Raw genomic sequence first — 22,226 nt, forward strand, 5'->3', positions numbered from 1 at the left:
AGCAACTTAGAACCTTAGAATCTTTAATTATAAAGTTTCAGGATTTTTTCAAAATCTTTTGATGGCAGACCAGCTTTCTGGAAAATTGCAAAATCAGATTTTGTTTTATCTTTCCAGCTTATGCTGTCGGTAACATTTTGATCTTGGTATTTTTTATAAATGGTCTTTGCATCGCTGTAATTGTTGCTGACCAAATATAAATGCGCAAGGTTCAATTTTACTAGTAATTCTGTATTATCAAGTTTTTCTCCTTCTTGCAAAAATTTCAACGCTTTTTCGTACTGTTTGGTCAAAATGTAACAATACCCAATTGAGCTATAATCTAGTGCTGTTGCTTTTCCTTCGTTGATAATTGTATTTAACTTCGGAATTGCTTCGTTATATTTTTGCTGTTTGATTAATGTAGAAGCTTCTTTTCTAAGATCATTGAAAACGTTTTTCGAAATATCGGCATCTTTGTAACAAGTATTTCCAAAGTCTTTATAAACTTTATTTTTCTCTATTTGAAGCAGTTTTTGAAATTCAGTATAGCGGTATTGTTTGATGATTTTATCTAAAATACAAACACAAAAATCATCAGAATTCGCCATTTTTTGCGCCATTGTTGATGTTTTGCAAAGACTTATAATTTCGTTTTTATTGTCTTGATTCCAACCGCGGTTTAGTTTTACATCGACCCAAGGTACGACCTCCAAAACTATTTTTTGTTTTAAAAGCCAGTTTTTGCTGTGAAACCCAAACCAAATATTGCTAATATTCTGTCCTAAGCAAGAAGATTTATCCAATGACAAACGTTTAGCATCTTTGCTTAAAGGTTCTTCTTGAGAATAACATGCTTTGTCTATTTTTCCGTCTTCTATGTATTTTTTTGCCGTTTCGCTTGAAGTGAATAACGAATACGTACAAGTATCGTCTCCTGAAATTTTAGACATCAAAAAAACAGCGCCTGCAGAGCCTTGACTAATTCCTGTTGGATCTGGAATTGATTTTAAAACAGAAACCAAACTGTTTGCCATTTGCTGATTTTCATCCAAAAGTGTTATTCGGTAAACTATTTCTGTTGTTCCAACTGGCAAATCTTCTGTTTTTAGAACTATTCGGTCTCGCGCAGAAACGATGATTTCTTTTGTTGTTGCACGCTCTTTATCCCAATAGCCATCTTTTTGCGCAAAAGAGTTAAGAGAAAAAGCGAGTAAAAGAAATAGAATTGTTTTTTTTAAAGTCATATTAAATGGTCGTTTTTTGGTCACGAATTTCATAATTTTCACTATTTCTTATTGTTGCCAATTTTATGATTTGAAATAAACTTAGTAAAAATTATGCCAAATTATTTGTCTTGAAATCGAGTGCCCTAGCCCCGATAGAGGCGGTATCCTTTTTTAGGCAATTTTTCTTTGCCTAAAAAAGATATAGCCGAAAGCGGGATTAGATCCTACTTTCGACTACATTCAAAATCATTATGTTTTTATAACTCGATTGATTCACCAATTGCCAAAAGCATCAAATCTTTTCCTTTGTCGAAGAACTTTTTGATTGCTTCTTCGTGATTGATTTCGATGTATCCAAAAGTATCAAAATGATATCCTAGAACTTTATCACATTCTAAGAAATCTGAAGCAATAATAGCATCTTCAACATCCATTGTGAAATTATTTCCAATCGGAAGTATTGCTAAATCCAATTCTGTTCGTAACGGAATCAATTTCATATCCATTGTAAGTGCAGTATCTCCAGCAATGTAGATATTTTTATGCTCGCTTTCGATTACAAATCCGCCGGGATTTCCTCCGCTAGCGCCGTCAGGAAAAGTGCTTGAGTGAATAGCAGTTACATATTTTACTTTTCCAAAATCAAATTTCCAGCTTCCACCATGATTCATCGGATGCGAATTAAATCCCAATTTTGCATAATAACTAGCAATTTCTGCATTTGAAACAATGACTGCATTTGTAAGTTTAGCAAGAGCTTGGACATCTAAAACGTGATCACTGTGTGCGTGCGTCAGCAAAATATAATCTGCTTTTAGATCTCTCAAATCGATTGACGAAGCGACAGGATTTGCCGTAATAAACGGATCAACAATAATATGTTTTCCTCCAACTTCGATTCCTAAAGAAGCGTGTCCGTAAAATGTTATTTTCATGATCTTATTTTTTTAAGTTGAACTTGATTATCTTCCTCCAAGAAAAAGATTAACGATAATATCTGAAATTAGTGAAATCATACAGATCACTAATAACAGCGAGAGCAAAAAAGTACTTAAAGCTACCTTTTTCAATTCTGGATCTAAAAGCTTAGGATCTTGATTTTTAGAAACAGTAATTAAATGTTTGGTTAAAGGGATGTAAGCCAGCAAAAACAAATACTGATCAAAGTTGTAATCGCTTAAAATTGCAAAAACAACTACCAAAATCATTGCTGTAATTATCAAAGTGAAGTGATAAACTTTTGCTTTTGCACCACCAATTTGAACTACAATTGTATTTTTTCCTGATTTCCTGTCTGATTCCTCATCACGCATATTATTCAAATTCAATACTGCAACGCTCAATAAACCAATTGCAATTGCTGGCGGCATTAAAAGTGGTTCAACTTCTTTCGAATATAAAAAATTGACCCCTAGCGTACTTACCAATCCGAAGAATATGAAAACGAAAACATCTCCAAAGCCTTTATAGCCATATGCCGAATTTCCTACTGTATAACGAATTGCTGAAATAATTGCGACGATTCCTAACAATAAAAAGAAAATTGAATATCCGAAATTGTCTTTGCCAAAAGCAAAATAAATCAAAATTATTGCTGACAAAAGCGTTAATAATGAAGTGATTATTATTGCTTTTTTCATAGCCTGAGGCGTGATTTTTCCGCTCTGAATAGCACGTTGTGGTCCTACTCTATCAGCATTATCAGTACCTTTTACGCCGTCGCCGTAGTCATTGGCAAAATTGGACAAAACCTGCAAACCTAATGTTGTTAAAAGTGCAAAACCAAAAATTTTCCAGCTAAATACTTCTGTTGGCGTATTAATTGTTTCTGTTGGGTTTGATAAAGCGTAAATACTTCCAACGATAATTCCAGAAACTGATAAAGGCAATGTGCGCAGTCGTGCGGCTTCAATCCAATGTTTCATTATTTAAATTTTAGATTTTAGAGTTTAGATTTTAGATTATTGGATTCTGATCAAAAATTAAAGATTGAAAAATCTAAAATCTAAAATCAGAAATCTAAAATCATTTATGGCAACCATTTATTTTCGCCAAAGTTTGGTTTTCTTTTTTCTAAAAAGGCATTTCTTCCTTCTTTTGCTTCTTCTGTCATATAAGCTAAACGCGTTGCTTCTCCGGCAAAAACTTGCTGTCCGACCATTCCGTCATCTGTCAAGTTCATAGCGAATTTCAACATTTTGATTGAAGTTGGAGATTTTTGAAGAATTTCTTGTGCCCATTCATAAGCTGTTGCTTCAAGCTCATCATGTGGAATTACAGCATTTACCATTCCCATTTCAAAAGCTTCTTGTGCAGAATAATTTCTTCCTAAAAAGAAAATTTCACGCGCTTTTTTCTGTCCCACCATTTTAGCTAAATAAGCAGATCCGTAACCTCCGTCAAAACTTGTAACGTCAGCATCTGTTTGTTTAAAAATAGCGTGTTCTTTACTGGCTAAAGTCATATCGCAAACTACATGCAAACTGTGTCCACCACCAACAGCCCAACCTGGAACCACGGCAATAACTACTTTTGGCATAAAACGAATTAATCGCCGCACTTCAAGAATATTTAAACGATGTTGTCCATCATCACCCACATAACCTTGATGTCCGCGAGCATTTTGATCTCCTCCGCCGCAAAAAGAATACACGCCATCTTTAGTTGATGGGCCTTCTGCAGAAAGCAAAACTACACCAATTGAGGTATCTTCTTGTGCATCGTAAAAAGCTTGATATAATTCTGAAGTTGTCTTCGGACGAAAAGCATTTCTAACATTTGGTCTATTGAAAGCAATTCTGGCAACTCCATTACATTTTTTATAGGTTATATCTTCAAATTCTCTGGCAGTAATCCAATCCATTTTTATTTGTTTGTTTTATAATTATAGTGTAAAAATAAAGCATTTTTACATTTTTACCTACTCAATTTAATTTAAGTCTTGCACCAAAACGACTCCGAATGTTAACAATTAGTATTTACTTACAAAAAATAACACTTTTTAACATTAGTTTTAAAAAATAATAATTAATTTTACACCCTAGAAATCAACGAGATACAATTTATTTTGTTGATATAAGATTGATTTTCTTTCACTGATTTATTAACCTAAAAAATGATTTTTTTGAGAAAATTTAAAAAATTTGTCGCTCATTTTTTTGAGGTTCTAATAAGTAATAAGACCAAAAACAGTGAGCAAATGATTTATGCGTTTGTTAAAACTTCAAAAAGGAGATAGTAACACCTACGGTTAAACAATAGAATTGTTCAATGTAATTAGTATACAGAATTGATTACGAAAAGAGGAAAAAATACTAACTGAAACTTTCTAAAAGTTATTTTATCAAACCAAATGGATTAGCCGTGAAATCGAGCTTTTGCAAATAAAAATGAATGTATTGATTGTTTAAAAGACATACCCATGATGAAAAGTAATTTCTAAAAGCAATAAAGCTATTATTTTTTAAATGGATTCGAATTATTTTATTTCTGTTTTTTTTTAATTACAATTTTTTTTAAAACTAGAATAAAAAGAGAGAGGTCGCTTGTAATGAGTGGCCTTTCTTGTTATAATAGATTAAATTTCAACAAAAAAATCCAAATTCCAATGAGCATTTAATACTAATTGGAATTTGGATTTTAAATATTTAAATATTTGAATTTTGGAATTAAGATTCTTTTACTAAATAAATCCCATCATCTTTGATTTCAATAAGTTTCTCTTTATACAAAGCACCAATTGCTTTTTTAAAAGTTTTTTTGCTCATTTTCAACACGGTTTTGATGTCTTCTGGATGCGAGTTGTCATTTAGTCTCAAGAAGCCTCTATTTGCTCTTAATTCTCCTAAAATTTTCTCAGCATTTGGCTCAATGCTTTCATAGCCTTGAACTTGCAAAGCAACATCTATTTTATTGTCAGGACGAATGTTTTTGATGTAACCTCGCATTCTGTCTCCTGTTCGTATCGAATCGTCATATACTTCATCTTTGTATAAAAGGCCTTTATGTTGCTCGTTGATGATGACGTTAATTCCCATATCTGTTATGTGCGAAACGATCAAATCTACTTCTTCACCTTTTTCAACCGTCAATTGGTCGTTGCTCAAAAACTGATTTGTTTTGCTCGACGCCACCAAACGATTAGTTTGATCATCCATGTACAAATAAACCAAGTAACGTTTTCCTTTTTCCATTGGGCGGGCTTGTTCTTTGAACGGAACCAGAATATCTTTTTCCATTCCCCAATCCATAAAAGCGCCAACCTGATTGATATAATTTACTCTCAAAAGCGCAAATTCATTCAACATTATATAAGGTTCAAGAGTAGTCGCTACTGGTCGTTGTTCGTGATCCAAATAAACAAAAACAACAAGCTCTTCGCCTATTTCAAATTCATTTGGAACATATTTATTTGGAAGCAAAACATCGTGAATTCCGTCAGGATCATTTTCAGGATTTCCTAAAAACAAGCCAACTTTAGTATCACGCAATATTTTTAGTGCATTGTATTTTCCTATTTTAAGCATATTCTTTAAGTTCTAGGGTGCAAATGTACGAAGTTTGGAGATGGTAAACCGAAAAATGTTAAAGAACGCCGCATTTTGTCATAGTTTATTCCTTTTAATTACATTTGAAGACCTATTAATTAACACCAAATAAATGAAAAAGACCCTTATCTATGCCGCTTTCGCATTTTTAATTTTCACTCAAGCTTCTGTATCCCAAGTTTCTGAAGACCCAGAAATAAAGAAAATGATCAGCGAAATCAAAGCTGAAAATCTAGAAGCCACCATCAATAAATTAGTCTCTTTTGGAACCCGACATACTTTAAGCGATGCAAAAAACAAAACGAAAGGAATTGGTGCGGCGCAACAATGGGTAAAATCTGAGTTTGACAAATTCGCTCTCGAATCAAACGGAAGATTAACTTCTGAAATTGATTATTTTACCGTTAAAGCAGATGGAAAAAGAATTAATGTTGACAGCCAAATCGGAAATGTGATGGCGACATTAAAAGGAACCGACCCAAATGATAATCGTGTCATTATTATTAGCGGACATCTTGATTCGCGAGTTACAGATGTCATGAATATTAAATCAAATGCTCCTGGAGCAAATGATGATGGTTCAGGTGTTGTCGCTGTGATTGAACTAGCAAAAGTAATGAGCAAAAGATCTTTTCCTGCAACCATTATTTTTGTGGCAGTGACTGGTGAAGAACAAGGATTAATTGGCGCACGCCATCTTGCTGAAAAAGCAAAAGCAGAAAACTGGAATATAATTGCAATGCTCAACAATGACATGATTGGAAACAGTTTGTCAAGTGGAACTAATTTGAGGGACAATACACAAATTCGTGTTTTCAGTGAAACTATTCCATATCTAGAAACTGAGGAAGAAGCTAAAATGCGTAAAGCAATAAGCCGTGATAATGACAGTCCGTCGAGACTTTTGGCTCGATATATCAAAACTGTTACTGAACAATATGTTGATCAATTAAAAGTAAAATTAGTTTATAGAAATGATCGCTTTTTGCGTGGTGGAGATCACACGCCATTTAGCCAAAATGGTTTTACAGCAGTTCGTTTTTGCGAAATGAATGAAAATTTCGATCATCAACATCAAGATTTGAGAACTGAAAACAATATAAAATATGGCGATTTGCCTGAATTTATGGATTTTGACTATTTGAGAAAAAACACTTGTTCAAACTTAGCAACATTAGCAAATCTTGCTTCGTCTCCAAAAGCTCCTGAAAATGTTGGAATTGAAGTTAAAAAACTTTCTAATTCATCTACTTTAATTTGGTCAGCTCCAGAAGGAAAACCGCAATATGGTTATCAAATTTTAATGCGTGAAACTTCATCTTCGCATTGGGAAAAAGAATTTTTGTAAAAGATACACAAGCAGAAATTCCATATTCTAAAGACAATTACTTTTTTGCTGTACAAACGGTAGATGCTTTAGGACATGCAAGTTTGCCAATTTTCCCTATTCCGATTAAATAGGGATTTTTCGAAAAATAAAAAGCGCCTAATTGGCGCTTTTATTTTTTACTATTTGTTATAAACACTTTCTTTTTTAAAGTGTAGCGTCAATAAATAATAGACAACTGCTCTGTATTTGTGTTTATTTGCATGTCCATATTTTTCTAATACAGCATGAAGTCCTTCATCTAAAGCTGGAGTGTTTGCCAATCCTAACTTTTTAATCAAGAAATTCTTTTTGACAGTTTCCAATTCAGAAGGTTGCGACGCCGCAACTGTAGAGGCGTCTCCATTGTAAATAGATGGTCCACAACCTATCGTAACTTTTGTCAGCAAATCCATGTTTGGTGTTACACCACATTTCTCTTTTAAATCTGCGGCATACTTTTTAATTAATTCTTCTCTTGCGCTCATAATTTTAAATATTGGTTACAATTAATGCCACCAAATTTAAAATTAAAAATGTTTATTTTGTAAATTTTAACAAAATTTAACTTACAAAATAATTAATTCAATTCTTTAAAATATTGTTTTAAAACAATATCATTTTGAGCTGTTGGTGTGAAAATTTCTAAGATAACCGGTGAATCATTATCAGCATATAAATCAGAAATACCTTTTTCTAGCGATTCGTTATCTGAAGCCTGCAAATATTTAAATTGATACATTTTAGCCAAATGTTCCGCTGTCAAATGGTGCGAAGTTTCAAAATATGTATTAAAAACAGGTTTTTCTTCGTGTCCGGGCAAAATTCTGAAGATTCCTCCTCCTCCATTATTAATCAAAATGATTTTAAAGTTTTTCGGAATATAGGAATTCCACAATGCATTGCTGTCATATAAAAAACTGATATCACCTGTAATAAAAACGTTCTGTTTTGCATTTGCCACAGCCGCACCAATTGCCGTTGATGTGCTTCCGTCAATTCCGCTAGTACCGCGATTACAAAAAACTTCAATTGATGGATCAATCTCAATTAATTGTGCATAACGAATTGCCGAACTATTACTAATTTGTAATTGGATGTTCTTAGGAAGCGATTCAATTATTTTTTCAAAAACTTTAAAATCTGAAAATGGAATTTTTTTAAATATTCTTCTTTTCTTTTATTTCTTAGGCTATAAATTTTATCGATTTTCTTAAAGTAATTACTAGCTACAAATTCTGTTTTTGGAAGTAGATCTTTAAAAAAATCATTTGGTTCCATTACAAAATGTTTACTTAAAGCATTAAATGTATCATATGCACGTAAAGTATCTATATGCCAGTGATGTGCAGGTTTATACTTGCGTAAAAAAGCTTTAATACGTTTTGATACAATCATTCCTCCAAAAGTGATTAAAACTTCTGCTTCCAACTCTTTAAAATCAGAATCATCAAATGGTGTAATTAAAGTATCTATACTATTAATAAAACTCGGATGATGCAAGTTCGAAGTAGTTTCTGTAAGTACAACTATTGATGGATCGTTGGCAAAATTTTCCAAAATTTCCTGTTCTATAGAGTTTACTTCATTTATTCCTCCAATAAGAACTAGTTTTCTTTTAGCCGAATTCCAAATGGAAACAGTTTCTTCGCTATTATCAATAATTTTGGTTGGAATTTCTTCTTCCAAAGTTGTAATTTTTGGCTCAACAGAAAGCGTTTCTACAGTTTCATATAAAGGTTCTTCAAAAGGCGCATTGATATGAACCGGACCTTTTTGAAGAATTGAAGTTTCGATCGCTTTGTTAATTTTCAAATCGTTTTCAAGAGAAGCATCTTCTGTTAAATTTGCATTGAAAACCGAATGATTTAAAAAAACATTTTCTTGACGAATTGTTTGTCCATCGCCAATATCAATCTTGCTTTGCGGACGATCTGCAGAAATTACTATTAATGGAATTTGGCTATAAAAAGCTTCGGCTATGGCTGGATAATAATTCAACAACGCTGAACCTGAAGTACAAACAATCGCTGTTGGTTGTTTGGTCTGCTGTGCTATTCCTAATGCAAAAAATGTCGCACAACGTTCATCGGCAATACTATAACATTTAAAATTTGGGTTTTGCGCAAATCCAATCGTTAAAGGCGCGTTTCGTGAACCTGGAGAAATTATAATGTTTGTTATTCCTTTTGCTGAACAAATTTCGATAATGCTTTGTGCAAGCGGTATTTTGGGGTAAATCATTCCTGTGGCGTATTATTTTTTTAAAGAAAATCCATCAAACTAAAATTTTCTTTTACAATTACAAAGTTACAAACTTCGCAATTGATTTAACTTATAAATGGCAAGATATTAAGAAACATTCTAGAAAAAGGGAATATATTTGTAAAAGCGAATTTGTACTAAAAATATAGACCTTATGCGTTTACTTTATATTATTATCCTTTTTCTTTCGTTGCAAACCGTAAATTCTCAAAATCAGTTTGTTCCCAATGATACACCATATAAAACCGCATTGGAAAAGGCAAAAACTGAAGGCAAACCGCTTTTTATAATGCTTTATGCCGATTGGTGTCCGCATTGCAATCAAATGAAAAAAGAGGTTTTTAGCAATCCTGACGTAATGGCTTTTTTAAATGAAAATTATGTTTGCATTTGGAAAAACATTGAAAAAGACGAAGGAATAGTTTTGAAAGATAAGTACAAAACAAAATCGTCGCCTACATTTTTGTTTTTAGATTCGAATGAAACGCTTTTATATGCTTTGAAAGGCGAAATGAAAACGCCAGAATTTATGACCGAGGTAAAATATGCACTGAATTCCAGAATGCAATTGCCTTATTTAGAAAAAGAATTCATGTCGGATCCAAGTAATTCTGATAAGTTTTTTGCTTATTTAAATACACTAAAAAAAGGAAAAGATAGAACGGAATTATCGCCAGCAACTCATATTTATTTACAAACACAATCTGATGCACAATTGGTTAGCGAAACCAATTGGAGAATTATCGCTAATGGTGTGACTGATATTAATTCACGAGAATTTCAATACGTTTTAAATCATCAAAAAGAATTTGTCGCTGTCGCTTCTCAAAGTCGTGTTGACCGCAAAATTGAAAGTATTGTAACCGAATTGCTTCGTCCTTATGTTGATAATTTAGATACTGTAAATTATTACAAACAAAGAGAAGTTGCAAAATCTATTCGTTTGCAAAAAACGGATTCGTTGGTTTTCAAATTTGATTTAACCTTGGCAGAACGAACAGAAAAATGGCAGTTTTATAAAAAAGTGACACTTGAAAATACTCAAAAATTAGTTTGGAATGATGCTAGTTCTTTAAAAGATATTGGCCAGACTTATTTAAAACATATTAATGACGCTGAAAGTTTGAAAAAATCAATTTTCTGGGTAAAACATTCTTTGGAAATAAATGATTCATACGACGGAAATTTATTAATCGCTCGGCTTTACAACAAAATCAAAGACAAAAAAATGGCTTTGCAATATGCCAAAGATGCCAAGGTTATTTGTACCGAAATGACTTGGAATCCCAAAGAAGTTGACACTTTATTAGCTGAACTAAACACAAAATAAAAAATACCAAAAATTACCATGGAAGTTACATTAAGACCCGCAACTGAAAATGACTTGCAAAAAATTCTTGAAATTGTAAATCATTCTATTTTGCACACAACCGCAAATTACAGTTATGATATTCAAACACTTGAAGTGCAGACAAAATGGTTTGAAGATAAAAAAGCTAAAAACTTGCCAATTGTAGTTGCCGATTTAGATGGTGAAGTTGTTGGCTTTGGAAGTTATGGCCAATTTCGTGAAAAAATTGGTTATCAATACACCCTCGAACATTCTGTTTATGTGGTTGATAATGTTATTGGAAAAGGAATTGGATCTAAATTATTGACAGAATTAATTCGTTTGGCAAAAGAACAAGGTTACCACGTTATGATTGGCGCTATTGATGCAGATAACGCTGGAAGTATTGCTTTTCATGAACGTTTTGGGTTTGTAGCCACAGGAACAATCCGAGAAGTTGGATATAAATTTGATCACTGGCTGGATTTGGTATTTATGCAGTTGATATTGGTGTAGCTGGCACACAGATTTAACTGATTAGCAATCGCAAAGACACGAATTAGCACGGTTTTTTATTTGATTTCGAAAGTATGAGATAAATGACAGACTTGACGAAGACCTTTGAACCTTTGTTGCTCTGTTACTTTGTCCCTCGAAAAAAAAATCTCCAAATTTTGAAATGAAATCAAATTTGGAGATTTTTTTATACTAAAATAACTAATTAGCTTTTAATCCAATTTATTACTTCTGCATCTGTAACTAATGTTTTAGGTTTGATTACTTTAACCAATTGCCCTTTTTCATTAATTAAATATTTTTGAAAATTCCATTCCACTTCTGAATCTTGTAATCCATTTTTAGATTTTTGAGTCAAGAATTTGTAAACCTCGCACATATCATCACCTTTTACAGAAACTTTGTCCATCATTGGGAAAGTCACACCGTAATTCAATTGACAAAATGTAGCAATTTCTTCATTTGTTCCTGGCTCCTGCCCTGCAAAATTATTTGCCGGAAAACCTACAATTACAAAGTTTTTGTCTTTGTATTCTTTATAAACTGCCTCAAGATCTTTGTATTGTGGAGTAAGTCCACATTTTGAAGCTGTATTGACAATCATAACTTTTTTTCCTTTTAAGGAAGCAAAATCAAAAGTTTTTCCTGATAAATCTTCAACTTTGAACTGGTAAATTGTTCCTTCTGCCATGTTTTTTTCTGTTTTAGATTTTTTATTACTCGATTGAGCTTGAGTTTGTGCAAAAACCATAAAGAGCGCGCCGCACATTAAAAATGCTATTTTTTTCATTGTTTAATTTTTTATAAAATTAGTTAAAATCTGATTTACAAAATGGCTTTGGCAATTTTATTTTCTATTAAAGATTCGTTAAAAAAATGAAGCCTAACGTTAATCAGACGTTAGGCTTCCCCCATACAAACAAATCAAACCATGAATTAATTATTATGCCTTATCGCGTTTTCATAAATTAAAGTGAGACCTTGCAAAAGAGTTTTTCTTTGTTTACGGACTCTGTTTTGTATTTTAAATTATAGTTGATGCCTCTCGGTTGTAACGAAAATTAATTTTAACCCCTAATTCGTATTTTCCTCAGTTTTTAATGGCGTGTATGGATTTCTAATTCTTAATAAATGAAAATACGGCCTAAATAAATTTTCAATTTGGAAGTCCGAGGACACCAACTATTAAATTGTCTTAAATCTGAATCTTAGAAATTGAAAAATTCAGATTTTTTACATCTTTATTATCACTTTTGCCAAAATGTGTCACTGCCAATACGTTTGTAAGCGCTATAATCAAAATCTTTACAATGTTTGTCTTATTCATGATGCTTTTATATTTGGTTCACACTATTTTTTTGATTTTTAAAAACATACTGTTTTGTTTATCAGGTGTATAAAAAATCTTAAACAATTAAAATCCAGCTTCATTTCATTTAAACTATTTCCTACTTATTTCGCTTCTAAATTCATTTACGTAATTGGATTGTTTTTGGTTTTAAAAAAGTAGATTTTTTTTAAACTTTTTAAAAAACCCTTGTATTGGCTGGTATTTTCGTTGCTAAAAAAAAACATTTTTCATAAAAAAATAATTTATCTTTATGTCAGGTAATAAAATACTGTCAAATTATTTTTTGTTTAAGCTTAAATCCAAATCTATGAGTCAAGAAGAATTATTAGTTTTAATTTACGAGAAAGACGAACGAGCTTTCACACATTTGTACGATATGTACTCAAAAAGTTTATTTTCGGTCATTAATGTATTGATCAAAAATCGAGAAGAGGCCGAAGATGTTTTACAAGAAGTCTTTGTGAAAATTTGGAAAAACATCGATTCGTACAATGAAAGTAAAGGCCGATTTTATACCTGGATCCTTAATATTGCTAGGAATACTTCAATTGATACTTTGAGATCCAAAAATTTTAATAACAGTCAAAAAAACCTTTCATCAGATAATTTCGTAAATCTGTTAGATGAGAGCAATAAATTAAGCAATAAACTAGATGCAATTGGAATTCAAGAGTTCGTAAAGAAGCTGAAACCAAAATGTATTGAAATTATTAATTTATTATTCTTTAAAGGATATACCCAGCAAGAAGCTTCAGAAGAATTGGCAATGCCACTGGGAACTATCAAGACACAAAACAGAAACTGTATTAACGATTTAAGAAATTATCTAAAAATATAATGGAAGCACAAGAATATATTGAATCAGGAACTCTAGAGCTATATGTTTACGGTTTATTGACCGAAGCTGAAAATTTAGAAATTGCCGAATTGGCAAAAAAGAACCCAGAGGTTTTACAGGAAATTATTTCGATTGAAAAAGCCATTGTTGCTTTATCATCAAGCTTCTCGCCTTTCCATTCGGTAGCGAATTTTGAAAAAATCAAAGCCAGATTAGAGCTTAAACACGGCAAAGTAGTCGACATGAAGCCAGCATCAAACTGGTCGCAATATGTTGGTTGGGCTGCACGCAATTCTTTTATTGCTTGGTTTGGGTTATCAGACTTTAGAATTGACCAAAACAAAAGAAGCTATCAGTACAGTTGGAACTGAAAAAAGCAAAATTGAAAGAGATTACGCTTTTTTAGATCAGCAAAACAAAGAAACCGAGAAAAATTTAGCTATCGTTAGAGATATCAAAAATACTGGTGTAACGCTTGGCGGTCAAGCGGTTTCTCCAACATCTTTCGCAAAAGTATATTGGAATAAAGAAACCAAAACGACTTATATTGATGCGGCTGGTTTGCCAAAACCTCCAAAAGGAATGGTTTACCAAGTTTGGGCTTTAAAGCTTAGTCCAGTGTTAACACCAACAAGCATTGGTTTACTGAGTGATTTTGAAGGAAATTCTAATAAAATTTTCGCTGTTGATCGTACAAACGAAGCAGAAGCTTTTGGTATCACACTTGAGCCTGTTGGCGGAAGCTTGACACCAACAATGACACAATTATATACTTTAGGAAAAGTTTAAAATTGACATTCATACTTAAAATGGAAAACGCATATTTATCTCAAATATGCGTTTTTTTATTATATTTAATTCATTATTAATCAAATACCACAATTAATGAACGGAAATTTACTTCTACGAATTGCAGTTGCTATTATTCTCTTGACACATTCTGTTTTTGGCATGTTCAACAACGGAATTAACGATTTTGGGAATTTGTATTTGAATCAAATTGGCTTTGCTCCTTTTGGCGTTTTCCTAGCTTGGAGCATTAAACTCTCGCATGTGATTGCCGCAATACTTTTACTTTTGAATAAATATATTAAGCTTGCAGGATTTGTGACCATTTTTGTTTTAATAATGGGCATTATTCTGGTTCATTTTCAAGAAGGCTGGTTTGTTGTTGGTGGAGGAAGAAATGGCGTTGAATACAACTTTTTGCTAATTATTGTTTTACTGGCAATCATGTTTCCGAATGGTTTTAAAAACAATACTATTGAAATTAACACTAAAAAAATACCACGCAATTAATGGAAATAATCTGTAAAAACTGTCATCACGTTTATAAAGGACATTACTGCGGCAATTGTGGGCAACCTGCTTGCAACTCACAAAATAAATGCGCATTTTTTGTGGCACGATATTCAGCATGGATTACTTCATTTTGATAAAGGCATTACCTATTCTTTAAAACAATTGTTTACAAGGCCTGGGCATTCGGTACGAGAATTTATTGAAGGAAAACGAGTGAGGCATTTTAAACCGCTTTCGTTAGTTGTTGTTTTAGCAACACTTTACGGCGTGTTATATCATTATTTTCACATTAATACATTTCCCGATGCAAACGATACTACAATGGACTATAGTGAGTTTAATGAATGGATGGCGATGCATTTTTCATGGGTAACTATTGCTACAATTCCCATTTACACAATCGGAACTTATACGGTTTTTAAAAAACAAGGATATAATTTCGTTGAATTTTTTGTCTTAAATACTTTTAAAGCTTCACAAAGACTTTTTGTACAAATTTTGACATTCCCAATATTGCTTTATTTAAATGGAACGCCTGAAATTCGAAAATTTTCATCTGTAACTTATTTTATTGGCCTTGTACTTATATTCTGGACCAATATTCAATTCTTTAATAAAATGCCGAAGTGGAAAGCTTTCTATTTGAGCATTCTAAGTCATCTTATTTTTTTAGTTTGCTTTTTCGTCATTGCCTGTATAATATTAATAATTTCAGGAAAAGTTCCAGATTAAATTATTCAGTACTATTTTAATAGAAAAAAGGTTCTGCATATTTTGCAGAACCTTTTCTATAATGAATTAATAACTATCGAGATAAATTATTTCTTTTTTACTTTTTTGCTTTTGTAATATTTACGGTATTTTGGATATGTTAACGCTCCAATTACAGAAATTGTTGCAAAACAATAATAAACCCAGCTTAAAGAATGTGCTTCTCCGCTTGCATATGAGTGTAAACCAACCAAATGGAAGTTTACTCCGTAATAAGTAAATAAAATCGAAATAAAAGCATACATACTCATTAAATTGAAGAACCATTTTCCGCGCAAAGCCGGTACAAAACGAGCGTGAATAACAAAGGCATAAATCATAATCGAGATTAAAGCCCAAGTTTCTTTTGGATCCCATCCCCAGTAGCGTCCCCAGCTTTCATTTGCCCACTGTCCTCCAAGGAAGTTTCCTATCGTTAACATAATCAAACCTATAGTCAATGACATTTCGTTGATATAAGTGATTTCTTTAATATTCAATTCCATTTTAGCCTTGTTTTTCTCCGTAGTAAAGAAAATCAATAATAAGGATACAAAACCTAAAATCATTCCTAATGCGGTCGGACCATAACTACCTACAATAACCGCCACGTGAATCATTAACCAATATGAGTTAAGAACGGGCTGTAAGTTTGCGATTTCTGGATCAATCCAGTTCATGTATGCTCGCCATTAAAATCATAGCGGTAACGAAAGCAGATGAGGCCACCGTTAGTTTTGATTTGCGGTCAAAAGCCAATCCGAAGAACATTGTCGACCAAGCCACATATACAATAGCTTCGTACGCATTACTCCACGGAGCATGACCAGAAATATACCAGCGTGCTATTAATCCTAATGTGTGGATCGCAAATAACAGTCCCACAATAACATGGAAAGCATTTACAGTAATACGAATCCATTTTTTTCAAAAAAGATATTTAAAATTGTAAATGTGAACATCAATATCGTCGCTGTCAAATACCAATACGGTAATTTTTGAAGTACATCATATTTATTATAAGCAATCTCAGCATCAATTTTTTGCTCGCTTGGACGAACTTTTGCGCCAAATTTCTTTTGAAAACCATTAATGCTTTCTACCAGTTGATCAGCTGTATCCCAATTTTTAGAAATTGAACCATTGTTCAATGCGCTGAAATATAAAGGAAGTATTTGCTTCACATAAGTAGAATCCATTCCTTTAAAACCGCTGTTTTCACGTTCTAAGAAAGAGACCCATTTATTATTTGGATCATTTGGAATTGGGAAAATTTTCAAAATGCTTCCGCTCAAAGCAGATTCCATCAAGTTTACTTTTTTATCTGTTTCGATAAAATCTTTCTCAAACTGATTTGGGTTTCCTGCTTTATAGGCATCATCCAAATATGGCGATAATTTATAATTTCCGTTTTCATCAAAGAATTTTACAAATGGAGCATATTTAGCTTCTTTTTCAATACCGATGATTTTACGAATACTATCATTTCCAGATTTGATGTAAATAAGCGGAATTTGAATCCAAACTTGAGCATATTGTGTCATAGACAAAAATACCTGATCAGAATTCATTCCGTTATAAGTGTCTTTCTGACTTACTTTACGCAACAATTCAGATGAAAACGTATTGATAGGTTTCATTCTTCCTCCAGCATCCTGAATAATCAAACGTCCAAATTTTGCCGCATGAGCTTCCGGAGCTTTGTAGATTGTCAATAATGAATCCAACTGTTTTTGACTTGGCGGCGCCACAACGTGATTCGAGTGATCGTTTGGATCTGCAGAATGGTTGTGATCGTGTTCATGTGAATGTACATGCGGATTTTGTTGTGCAAAACCACTCAAACCAATCATTAAAACCAAAATCGTAATCAGTTTTTCTTTTTTCTTTTTAACCGTTTCTAATTTACGCTTCAAATCTCCAAAACGAGAATGCTTTGTAAACATAATTGCCATTAAACCAATGTAAAGTAAAAAATATCCAAAATAGGTAATGTTAGTTCCCCAGAAATCATGGTTTACAGATAAAACAGTTCCTTTTTCATCTGGATCAAACGAAGATTGGAAGAAACGATAGCCTTTATAATCTAAAACGTGATTCATAAAAATATCAGCATCAAAAGTTTCAGTAGAATCCTGAACCGTTACTTTACTTTTAAAAGCAGAATAACTTTTCTCTGTTCCAGGATATTTATCGGCAATAAAATCATTTAATCTCACTTTGAAAGGCAAAACATAAGCCTTGCTTCCAAAGAATAAACTATATTCAATTTTCCCAATTTTTACCGTTTGAGCCTCTCCTACGCTTCCTTTAGAACCTAAAAGACGTACTTCTTTTTCTTGACCGTCAGCTTTAATTTTCACAAATAAAGCATCTGTATGTGATTTTGCTTTAAAGTCGTTGCTTGATTCATAATCAACAACTCCTTTGATCGCTGGATCTGGAAAAACAATTCGGATATCGCCAATACTGTAAAGAGAACGCATCATTAAAGGTCGCACATTATCTTTAGTTACATCACCTTGCAATTTATCAGCCATTCGCATAAATTTTCCTTCAAATGGCGTTTGAATGGTATATTTTTCTCCAGTTGTATTAATGTTGATTGCGCCATCAGTTTGTTTATTCAATGCAAACAACACATTATGAATATTTTGAACTTCGCCTTCTTTCAAGAAATGCTCTTCACGTCCGCCAGCACCGGCTTCAACTAATTTTAGGTAAAGTGTTCCTTTTGGATCCGGTTTTATAGTTTCTTTTGCGCCCATGATATAGTTCACGTAAGAAACCTCAAACGGAGTTTCGTCAAATTGACCTGAAAGCGTAAAATCATTATTAGTTACTGGCGACAATAAAAGGTTTTTGTCGAAAACTCTTCTTCTCGGTTCGCCTTTGTATTCTCCATCAGCAAAAACGGTAATAAATGTTTTGTCCGAATAAATTTGATTTTCTGCTTGCGCCTTCACGAATTGGCATCATTCCTTCATAACTGATATAACGTGTTATAAAAGCTCCGAGAAGGATAAAAATAAAAGCAATGTGAAGCAATAAAGTCGCCCATTTTTCTTTTTTCAGCAATTGATAACGTTTGATATTTCCTAGGAAATTTAGCATGAAAACAACCATTATAGCCTCAAACCACCAAGTGTTGTAAATTAAAATTCTAGCTGTGTCTGTGTTGTATTTACTTTCGATAAAAGTTCCAACACCCATTGCAATTGCAAATGTTAAAAAAAGAACGGCCATTAAGCGTGTAGAAAACAAAAAAGAGAATATTTTTTTATCCATTTTTGAGGAATTACATTGTATAAAAGTGGCACAAAAGTACTTAAAAATGTTGAGTTCCAATATTTGAGTTTTGTTAATAAAAACTAAAAGTAATATCCTTTTGGAGCGAAAATGAGTTTTTAACTAAGTTAATTACTACAAAATCAAACTATTCAATAAGTTCTTTGAATATTAAGTTTTTTTCATAGATTTGTGTAATCGATTACATTTTGAATTTGCGCTTTTCAAACCAAGAAATTTATATTTTTCTCAAAAAGAAAGCATCAAATAAAAAATCGTTTATTAACTATCTCTTTTTAAAATTATTAAAATGAAAACCAAAACCATTAATCTTGTTCTCTCGCTTACGCTTTTTGCATTAGCCGTGACAAACACAACTCTTGCCCAAAATTCAAAATCTGCTTCTTTTTATAAAGATATTGAGTTTAAAATGGCTAAAGTTCAAGAACCAATAATTCCAAAAAACACAGTGAACTTAAAAGATTTTGGCGCGGTAAGCGGTGGTTATGCTTTAAATACAAAGGCTTTCGCAGATGCGATTGACGCGCTTTCAAAAAAGGTGGCGGAAAATTGATCATTCCGCCAGGAATTTGGCTTACAGGTCCGATCATTTTAAAAAGCAATATCGAATTATATGCCGAAACTGGCGCATTAATAAAATTTTCGACTGATAAAAAACTTTACCCAATTATTGAAACGAGTTTTGAAGGCTTAAACACTTGGCGTTGCATCTCTCCTATTTATGGCAAAAATTTGGAGAATATTGCTTTTACAGGAAATGGCGTTTGGGACGGATCTGGTGAAGTTTGGAGACAAGTAAAAAAGAGCAAATTAACAGATAGTCAATGGAAAAATTTTGTGGCTTCGGGTGGTGTTTTAAATGAGAAAAAAGACAGTTGGTATCCGTCTGAAACTTTCATGAAAGCATCTGTTGGAGCTGATCAAAATGTACGACTTGATTTAAAAACGAAAGAACAATTCGAAGAAATTCATGATTTTCTTCGTCCAGTAATGGTAAGCATTCAAAACAGCAAAAGAGTCTTATTTGATGGTCCGGTTTTTCAAAATTCTCCAGCTTGGAACATTCATCCTTTAATGATTGAAGATTTGATTATTAGGAATGTTACCGTTAGAAATCCTTGGTATTCTCAAAACGGCGACGGACTAGATGTTGAATCATGCAAAAATGTTTTGGTTGAAAATTCAAGTTTTGATGTTGGTGACGATGCAATCTGTATTAAATCAGGAAAAGACAAAGACGGACGCGATCGTGGCATTCCTTGCGAAAATATAATCGTAAAAAACAATATCGTTTATCATGGTCACGGTGGCGTAACTGTTGGAAGTGAAATGTCTGGAGGTGTTAAAAATCTGCATGTTTCAAATTGTACTTTTATGGGAACTGATGTTGGGTTACGATTCAAAAGTACCCGTGGACGTGGCGGAATTGTAGAAAATATCTTTATTTCGGATATTTATATGACCGACATTCCTTCTCAAGCTATTTCTTTTGATTTGTATTATGGAGGAAAATCAATCGCTGAAACATTAGCCGAAGGCGGCACTCAAGTGAAAAACAAAATGATGCCTGTAAATGAAGAGACACCTCAGTTCAAAAATATTTCGATCAAAAACATCACGATTGCTGGAGCTTATCAAGCCGTTTTTCTTCAAGGTTTGCCGGAAATGAATCTTGAAAATATTGAAATTTCAAATTTGACGGCAAAAGCTGAAAATGGTTTTTCAATTATTGATGCAAACGGAATCAAAATCAGCAATGCAAAATTAGACATTCAAAAACCTACTATTTTTGAAATTTACAACGGAAGAAATATGTCTTTTAAAAATATTGAATTCAATTCAAAATCAGAAAAAGCGATTTCGATTAATGGAGAAGTAAGCCAAAATATCGAGTTTGCAAAAAATCCAAATTCTGATTTATCTAAGAATATCACTATCGGTGAAACGGTTCCTAAAGGCGCCGTGAAATTTTAAAATCATTAAAACCAATAAACTAAATCCGCTTTTTGTTATTCCAAAAAGCGGATTTTATTTTTAAAATTAAACCAAAATAAAGCCAGCCTCATTTAAAAAAATAAATGTTAATTTTGTCCTATGATTCGACTCTCGATAATTGGTTCCGGAAATGTTGCACAGCATTTAATTAAAGCTTTCGCCAAAAGTGAAGCTGTCGACATTGTGCAAATATTTTCTAGAAAAAAGAAGCGTTGCTTTCTCTAATTAATGAAGATAAAATCGTAACTGATTTAAACAATTTAAAATCGGCTGATTTATATATTATTGCTGTTTCTGACAATGCAATTTTCGAAGTTTCACAACAATTGCCTTTTCAAAACAAACTTGTAGTCCATACTTCTGGCGCTGCGCCTCTAAATGCCTTAGATTCAAAAAACAGACGAGGCGTTTTTTATCCGCTTCAAACTTTTTCTAAAAATAAAAATTTAGATTTTTCGGTCATTCCGATGTGTTTGGAAGCTGAAAACACTTCTGATTTTGAACTTTTGGAAAAAACAGCGAAAACTATTTCAAATGCCGTTTTTGCAATAAATTCGGAGCAAAGAAAAGCGTTGCATGTGGCGGCCGTTTTTGTCAATAATTTCACGAATCATTTATATCAAATTGGTCAAGAAATTTGCGATGAAAATGGAGTTCCGTTTGAAGTTTTGAAACCTTTGATTCAAGAAACTGCGGAAAAAATCAATATTTTAAATCCGATTGACGCACAAACAGGTCCAGCAAAACGAAACGACACCAATACTATAGAAGCGCATTTAGCGTTTTTAAACAACGAAAATCAAAAAAACATTTATAAAATACTCACACAATCTATACAAAATAATGGCAAAAAGTTATAAAGAAATAATGAATGACATCACAACATTTGTTTTTGATGTTGATGGCGTACTTACAGACAGTTCGGTTTTTGTAACCAATGAAGGCGAAATGCTTCGTACAATGAACATTCGTGATGGTTATGCAATGAAAGCCGCTATTGAAAGCGGTTACCATGTCTGCATTATTTCTGGTGGAAGCAATGAAGGCGTTCGTATTCGTTTAAATAATCTAGGAATTAAAGATGTTCATTTAGGAACTCCTGATAAGGTTCAGACTTTTAACGATTATACTAATACAAACAATATAAAACCTGAACAAGTTTTGTACATGGGTGATGACATTCCTGATTTTCATGTAATGAAATTGGTAGGATTACCGACTTGTCCACAAGACGCGAGCCCTGAAATCAAACATATTTGCCGTTATATTTCGCACGTAAAAGGCGGACGTGGCGCCGCACGTGATGTAATCGAACAAGTGATGAAAGTGCAAGGAAAATGGATGGAATACTTTAACGGGAAACATGATTAAAAAATTTTAGATTTTAGATTGCAGATTTTAGATTTAAAATTGTGCTTAAATAATGAATTAAAAAAACTTAGCAACTTA

16 protein-coding genes and 5 pseudogenes are annotated in these 22,226 nt (G+C 32.7%); 11 read left to right on the forward strand and 10 right to left on the reverse strand.

Features of this window, described 5'->3' with window-relative positions:
- Nucleotides 1-23: 23 nt before the first annotated feature.
- The 5 genes from ACQ9BO_RS16580 to ACQ9BO_RS16600 form a co-directional block, all read right to left on the reverse strand.
- Nucleotides 24-1,226 carry a tetratricopeptide repeat protein gene (locus ACQ9BO_RS16580; RefSeq protein ID WP_431241619.1) on the reverse strand — a complete coding sequence of 401 codons (1,203 nt, stop codon included), beginning with the start codon at nucleotides 1,224-1,226 and terminating at the stop codon, nucleotides 24-26.
- A gap of 239 nt (nucleotides 1,227-1,465) precedes the next feature.
- Complete coding sequence (locus ACQ9BO_RS16585) at nucleotides 1,466-2,143, reverse strand: metal-dependent hydrolase (RefSeq protein WP_431241620.1); 678 nt, start codon at nucleotides 2,141-2,143, stop codon at nucleotides 1,466-1,468.
- A 27-nt stretch (nucleotides 2,144-2,170) separates the two neighbouring features.
- A complete protein-coding gene (gene menA, locus ACQ9BO_RS16590) occupies nucleotides 2,171-3,133 on the reverse strand; it encodes a 1,4-dihydroxy-2-naphthoate octaprenyltransferase (protein WP_431241621.1) in 963 nt (320 codons plus the stop codon).
- A 104-nt stretch (nucleotides 3,134-3,237) separates the two neighbouring features.
- Complete coding sequence (locus ACQ9BO_RS16595; protein ID WP_431241622.1) at nucleotides 3,238-4,071, reverse strand: 1,4-dihydroxy-2-naphthoyl-CoA synthase; 834 nt, start codon at nucleotides 4,069-4,071, stop codon at nucleotides 3,238-3,240.
- 805 nt (nucleotides 4,072-4,876) lie between these two features.
- Nucleotides 4,877-5,734 (reverse strand): CvfB family protein, encoded by an 858-nt coding sequence (locus ACQ9BO_RS16600; RefSeq protein WP_431241623.1) that lies wholly within the window; start codon nucleotides 5,732-5,734, stop codon nucleotides 4,877-4,879.
- 133 nt (nucleotides 5,735-5,867) lie between these two features.
- Between ACQ9BO_RS16600 and ACQ9BO_RS16605 the strand changes: the two are divergent.
- A pseudogene (locus ACQ9BO_RS16605) lies at nucleotides 5,868-7,216 on the forward strand (M28 family metallopeptidase).
- Between the two features lie 48 nt (nucleotides 7,217-7,264).
- On the opposite strand, the gene ACQ9BO_RS16610 reads toward ACQ9BO_RS16605, so the two are convergent.
- Together ACQ9BO_RS16610 and menD are read right to left on the reverse strand one after the other, a co-directional pair.
- Nucleotides 7,265-7,609 (reverse strand): DUF2853 family protein, encoded by a 345-nt coding sequence (locus ACQ9BO_RS16610; protein ID WP_431241624.1) that lies wholly within the window; start codon nucleotides 7,607-7,609, stop codon nucleotides 7,265-7,267.
- A 92-nt stretch (nucleotides 7,610-7,701) separates the two neighbouring features.
- Nucleotides 7,702-9,365, reverse strand: a pseudogene (menD, locus tag ACQ9BO_RS16615) (2-succinyl-5-enolpyruvyl-6-hydroxy-3-cyclohexene-1-carboxylic-acid synthase).
- Nucleotides 9,366-9,540: 175 nt separating this feature from the next.
- Here menD and ACQ9BO_RS16620 point away from each other — a divergent pair.
- The gene (locus ACQ9BO_RS16620; RefSeq protein WP_431241625.1) at nucleotides 9,541-10,716 is read left to right on the forward strand and encodes a thioredoxin family protein; all 1,176 of its coding nucleotides are present in this window, start codon (nucleotides 9,541-9,543) and stop codon (nucleotides 10,714-10,716) included.
- Between the two features lie 18 nt (nucleotides 10,717-10,734).
- Entirely contained in the window at nucleotides 10,735-11,232 is a 498-nt protein-coding gene (locus tag ACQ9BO_RS16625; RefSeq protein ID WP_431241626.1) for a GNAT family N-acetyltransferase, read from the forward strand.
- Between the two features lie 205 nt (nucleotides 11,233-11,437).
- Here ACQ9BO_RS16625 and ACQ9BO_RS16630 read toward each other — a convergent pair whose 3' ends face one another.
- Together ACQ9BO_RS16630 and ACQ9BO_RS16635 are read right to left on the reverse strand one after the other, a co-directional pair.
- Nucleotides 11,438-12,022 (reverse strand): glutathione peroxidase, encoded by a 585-nt coding sequence (locus tag ACQ9BO_RS16630; protein ID WP_431241627.1) that lies wholly within the window; start codon nucleotides 12,020-12,022, stop codon nucleotides 11,438-11,440.
- Between the two features lie 405 nt (nucleotides 12,023-12,427).
- A complete protein-coding gene (locus tag ACQ9BO_RS16635; RefSeq protein ID WP_431241628.1) occupies nucleotides 12,428-12,559 on the reverse strand; it encodes a hypothetical protein in 132 nt (43 codons plus the stop codon).
- A gap of 331 nt (nucleotides 12,560-12,890) precedes the next feature.
- Between ACQ9BO_RS16635 and ACQ9BO_RS16640 the strand changes: the two genes are divergently transcribed.
- The 4 genes and pseudogenes from ACQ9BO_RS16640 to ACQ9BO_RS16655 all read left to right on the forward strand — a co-directional run bounded on the left by ACQ9BO_RS16640 (nucleotide 12,891) and on the right by ACQ9BO_RS16655 (nucleotide 15,455).
- The gene (locus ACQ9BO_RS16640) at nucleotides 12,891-13,421 is read left to right on the forward strand and encodes an RNA polymerase sigma factor (protein ID WP_431241629.1); all 531 of its coding nucleotides are present in this window, start codon (nucleotides 12,891-12,893) and stop codon (nucleotides 13,419-13,421) included.
- Nucleotides 13,421-14,210, forward strand: a pseudogene (locus ACQ9BO_RS16645) (anti-sigma factor). The gene ACQ9BO_RS16640 and the pseudogene ACQ9BO_RS16645 overlap by 1 nt, the downstream one beginning before the upstream one ends.
- 96 nt (nucleotides 14,211-14,306) lie before the next feature.
- Entirely contained in the window at nucleotides 14,307-14,720 is a 414-nt protein-coding gene (locus tag ACQ9BO_RS16650) for a DoxX family protein (RefSeq protein ID WP_431241630.1), read from the forward strand.
- A 99-nt stretch (nucleotides 14,721-14,819) separates the two neighbouring features.
- Nucleotides 14,820-15,455, forward strand: a complete 636-nt coding sequence (locus ACQ9BO_RS16655) for a DUF3667 domain-containing protein (RefSeq protein ID WP_431241631.1) — start codon at nucleotides 14,820-14,822, stop codon at nucleotides 15,453-15,455.
- Between the two features lie 86 nt (nucleotides 15,456-15,541).
- Here ACQ9BO_RS16655 and ccsA read toward each other — a convergent pair.
- A pseudogene (gene ccsA / locus ACQ9BO_RS16660) lies at nucleotides 15,542-18,761 on the reverse strand (cytochrome c biogenesis protein CcsA).
- Between the two features lie 310 nt (nucleotides 18,762-19,071).
- Here ccsA and ACQ9BO_RS16665 point away from each other — a divergent pair.
- The 4 genes and pseudogenes from ACQ9BO_RS16665 (at nucleotide 19,072) to ACQ9BO_RS16680 (ending at nucleotide 22,148) form a co-directional block, all read left to right on the forward strand.
- Nucleotides 19,072-19,335, forward strand: a complete 264-nt coding sequence (locus tag ACQ9BO_RS16665) for a hypothetical protein (protein ID WP_431241632.1) — start codon at nucleotides 19,072-19,074, stop codon at nucleotides 19,333-19,335.
- Nucleotides 19,332-20,756: a glycoside hydrolase family 28 protein gene (locus ACQ9BO_RS16670; RefSeq protein WP_431241633.1), complete on the forward strand. Its 1,425-nt coding sequence runs from the start codon at nucleotides 19,332-19,334 to the stop codon at nucleotides 20,754-20,756. The genes ACQ9BO_RS16665 and ACQ9BO_RS16670 overlap by 4 nt, the downstream gene beginning before the upstream one ends.
- A 120-nt stretch (nucleotides 20,757-20,876) precedes the next feature.
- A pseudogene (locus tag ACQ9BO_RS16675) lies at nucleotides 20,877-21,637 on the forward strand (Rossmann-like and DUF2520 domain-containing protein).
- On the forward strand, nucleotides 21,621-22,148 hold the full coding sequence (locus tag ACQ9BO_RS16680; protein WP_431241634.1) for a KdsC family phosphatase: 528 nt from the start codon (nucleotides 21,621-21,623) through the stop codon (nucleotides 22,146-22,148). Before ACQ9BO_RS16675 ends, ACQ9BO_RS16680 begins: the two are co-directional and overlap by 17 nt.
- Nucleotides 22,149-22,226: the final 78 nt, after the last annotated feature.

This window comes from Flavobacterium sp. P21, assembly GCF_050632225.1.
In the GTDB taxonomy this organism is placed as follows: Bacteria; Bacteroidota; Bacteroidia; order Flavobacteriales; family Flavobacteriaceae; genus Flavobacterium.